We start from the raw sequence: 2,739 nt of genomic DNA, 5'->3' as shown, positions 1-2,739 counted from the left end.
AATGAACTGAACCGGATCGGACAAAGTCATTACAGATGGGTCTATGCAGCCGCGCGGATGGCGCTGCTGGCGCCAATGCGCGTTTATGAGATGATGCCCATCGCAGCGTTGATGGGCGCGATTTATGTATTTGCAACGATGGCCGCGCATGCCGAGTACGTCATTTGGCGAGCGTCCGGTCTGTCCGCGCGGCGCGCATACTGGACATTGGCCAAAATCGGGCTGCCATTGGCAGCGATCGCCGGTTTAACCGGTGAAGCGGCGATGCCCTATGCAACCCGAATATCCGAACGGATGGGATTTAAAGCATTGAATGTCTCGATATCATCCAGGCTTCAATCCGGAGTATGGGTGAAGGATACGCTTGACAATGATGGTGCCGGCCGCCCGGTGAAGCGTTTTATCCATATCGGCGAACTCATGCCTGATATGAGCATTCACAATATGCGCACGTATGAGTTCGATGCTCAACTTCAATTGATCCATATCCGTTTTGCAAAGCAGGGCCAATTTATCGCGCCCAATCACTGGCGTTTGACGGATGTGCGCACAACGGAATTGACAAGACGCAGAACCTGGACGGAACAGCGCCTGCTTACGCCACTGTACTCGGCTCAGAGAATGGCGATGCCTGAATACCGGATGCGTTCGCAATTGACGCCGAAAATTCTGGCCGCGCTCATGGTCGCGCCGGACCAGATGTCCGTCTTGAATTTATTTGAATATATTCATCATTTAAAGCAAAACCGCCAGGACGCACAACGCTATCAGATTGCACTATGGCAAAAGATTTTTTACCCCTGTTCAGTTTGGGTCATGCTCGCTTTAGCGTTGCCATTCGCCTATTTGCATACGCGCGGCGGGGGCGTTGGCGTCAAAGCGCTGGGCGGGCTGATGCTCGGCATCAGCTTTCTATTATTGAATACTTTGTTTGCGCATATCGGTGCACTCAGCATATGGCCCGCGCCTTTGACCGCGGCGATGCCCAGTCTGTTTTATCTGGCGCTTGGCTTTGGTCTATTGCGTTGGATACATTGACCCGGGCCTGTAAACTCGATACGATGCGTTCCGTTTGCATCGGCTTTGGCGCCAAGAAAATGAGGAGATGTGGCCGAGAGGTCGAAGGCACTCCCCTGCTAAGGGAGCATGTGGGTTAAAGCCCGCATCGAGGGTTCGAATCCCTCCGTCTCCGCCGATTTCCTTCTCAACTGAACAGCCCATCTCAGTCAGCCCCCGCGTCAATCCGCCGCATTTCCATCTCTATCCACTCTTCTACGCGCGCATTGACCTGTTGAGGCGAAAGGCTTGCGGTTGGAATCGCAGGGCCGATAGAGACGGTCACGGTTCCAGGGTATTTCGTAAAAGAATTGCGCGGCCAGACATATCCCGCATTATGCGCAATGGGAATGACCGGAACGCCCGCCTGCACAGCAAAGCGCGCGCCGCCCGTTTTATACGGGCCTTGAGCGCCAACGCGGGTGCGCGTGCCTTCCGGAAACATCACAATCCATGCGCCTTCCTGAAGGCGCGCGCGGCCTTGCCGGAGAATGGACGTAAAGGCATCATGCCCTTTGCAGCGGTCGATCCGGATCATCCTCAATAACCCAAGCACCCAGCCGAAAAAAGGCACCCGCAACAATTCGCGCTTGAAGACAAAGCACAAACGCCGTGGCATCAGCGTAATCAGGCCTAATATTTCCCATGCCGACTGATGTTTCGAGAGCAGCACCGCTGGACCGTTGGGCAGATATTCCCAGCCTTTCACCTGATGCGTAATGCCGCACACAGTGCGCAGTATCCACAGTGTTGCGTGGCACCAGGCGGCAGCGCATGCGTAGCGGCGCTCCGTATTCAGACATGGAAAAATCAGCAGACAGAAAACCCCGTATGGGATAGTGAAAAAGATGAGGTAGAGCAAGAAAATCAGCGCGCGAATCTGAAGCGCTAGGGGTAAACGTTTAGGCGTACGTTTCATCGATAGAGGGTTGGAATAGAAAATCTGAGACAAAGGCGGCCAGATTTCCGTGCACCTGCGCATGGCCAGGCAATGCGTCCGCATTCTGATACGCATCGAGCGCTGCGCGGCCTTTGCCGGTCAATACCAGGTGAACCGGAAAATGCAGCGCTGCGCCCGCTTCAAGGTCGCGCCGTGCGTCGCCGACCACGGGCGTGATAGCGGGATCAATGCCGAAGCGTTTGACAATCATCTCAAGCAGTCCAGGCTTCGGTTTACGGCAGCCGCAGACGTCTTTCGGCGCATGGGTGCAACAAAATATCGCGTCGATATGCGCGCCGACCGCTTCCGCCTCGCAGTGCATTTTGGTGTGAATTTGATTCAACGTTGACATGCTGAACAGGCCGCGCCCTACGCCGGACTGGTTGGTCGCAACCACCACTCGATAGCCGGCCTGATTCAATTGCGCAATGGCGTTTAGGCTGCCGTTGATTGGCTGCCATTCATCCGCAGAGCGAATATAAGACTCGGAATCGTGATTGATCACTCCGTCCCGATCCAGAATGACCAGTTTGTGAGGCGCGCTCATCCTGCGCTCGCGAGTTTGGACACATCGGCGATGCCATTCATCTGCGCATACAATGCTTTCAGCAGCGCGATCCGGTTGGCGCGAATCGCGGCATTTTCTGTATTGACCATCACCTGTTCAAAAAACGCATCGACCGGTGCGCGCAGCGTCGCGAGCAGCGTGAGCGCGGCGATGTACTCGCGCGCTGCGAAGTGCG

Annotated in this window: 4 protein-coding genes and 1 tRNA gene; 2 read left to right on the top strand and 3 right to left on the bottom strand. The window is 55.3% G+C overall.

The annotated features are described in order from the left end of the window. Together lptG and CAGGBEG34_RS08945 are read left to right on the top strand one after the other, a co-directional pair. Positions 1-1,038 (top strand): LPS export ABC transporter permease LptG (gene lptG / locus CAGGBEG34_RS08950; protein ID WP_042688486.1); only part of this gene is annotated, 1,038 nt, incomplete at its 5' end. A 63-nt stretch (positions 1,039-1,101) separates the two neighbouring features. Further along, positions 1,102-1,192 (top strand) — tRNA-Ser (locus CAGGBEG34_RS08945). A gap of 30 nt (positions 1,193-1,222) precedes the next feature. Here the strand turns inward: CAGGBEG34_RS08945 and CAGGBEG34_RS08940 are convergent. The 3 genes from CAGGBEG34_RS08940 to CAGGBEG34_RS08930 form a co-directional block, all read right to left on the bottom strand. Continuing rightward, positions 1,223-1,975, bottom strand: a complete 753-nt coding sequence (locus CAGGBEG34_RS08940; RefSeq protein WP_042688485.1) for a lysophospholipid acyltransferase family protein — start codon at positions 1,973-1,975, stop codon at positions 1,223-1,225. After that, the gene (gmhB, locus tag CAGGBEG34_RS08935; RefSeq protein WP_006683320.1) at positions 1,959-2,543 is read right to left on the bottom strand and encodes a D-glycero-beta-D-manno-heptose 1,7-bisphosphate 7-phosphatase; all 585 of its coding nucleotides are present in this window, start codon (positions 2,541-2,543) and stop codon (positions 1,959-1,961) included. Before gmhB ends, CAGGBEG34_RS08940 begins: the two co-directional genes overlap by 17 nt. Further along, positions 2,540-2,739 (bottom strand): hypothetical protein (locus tag CAGGBEG34_RS08930; protein ID WP_042688484.1); only part of this gene is annotated, 200 nt, incomplete at its 5' end. The genes CAGGBEG34_RS08930 and gmhB, both read right to left, overlap by 4 nt.

Origin of the sequence: Candidatus Glomeribacter gigasporarum BEG34 (genome assembly GCF_000227585.1) — a bacterium.
Taxonomy (GTDB): Bacteria; Pseudomonadota; Gammaproteobacteria; order Burkholderiales; family Burkholderiaceae; genus Glomeribacter; species Glomeribacter gigasporarum_B.
This window is presented reverse-complemented; position numbering and strand designations above follow the sequence as displayed.

Bases quoted from the DNA above. Each gene is read 5' to 3' on its own strand.
- CAGGBEG34_RS08940 (WP_042688485.1), bottom strand. From the start codon at position 1,975: ATGAAACGTACGCCTAAACGTTTACCCCTAGCGCTTCAGATTCGCGCG.
- gmhB (WP_006683320.1), bottom strand. From the start codon at position 2,543: ATGAGCGCGCCTCACAAACTGGTCATTCTGGATCGGGACGGAGTGATC.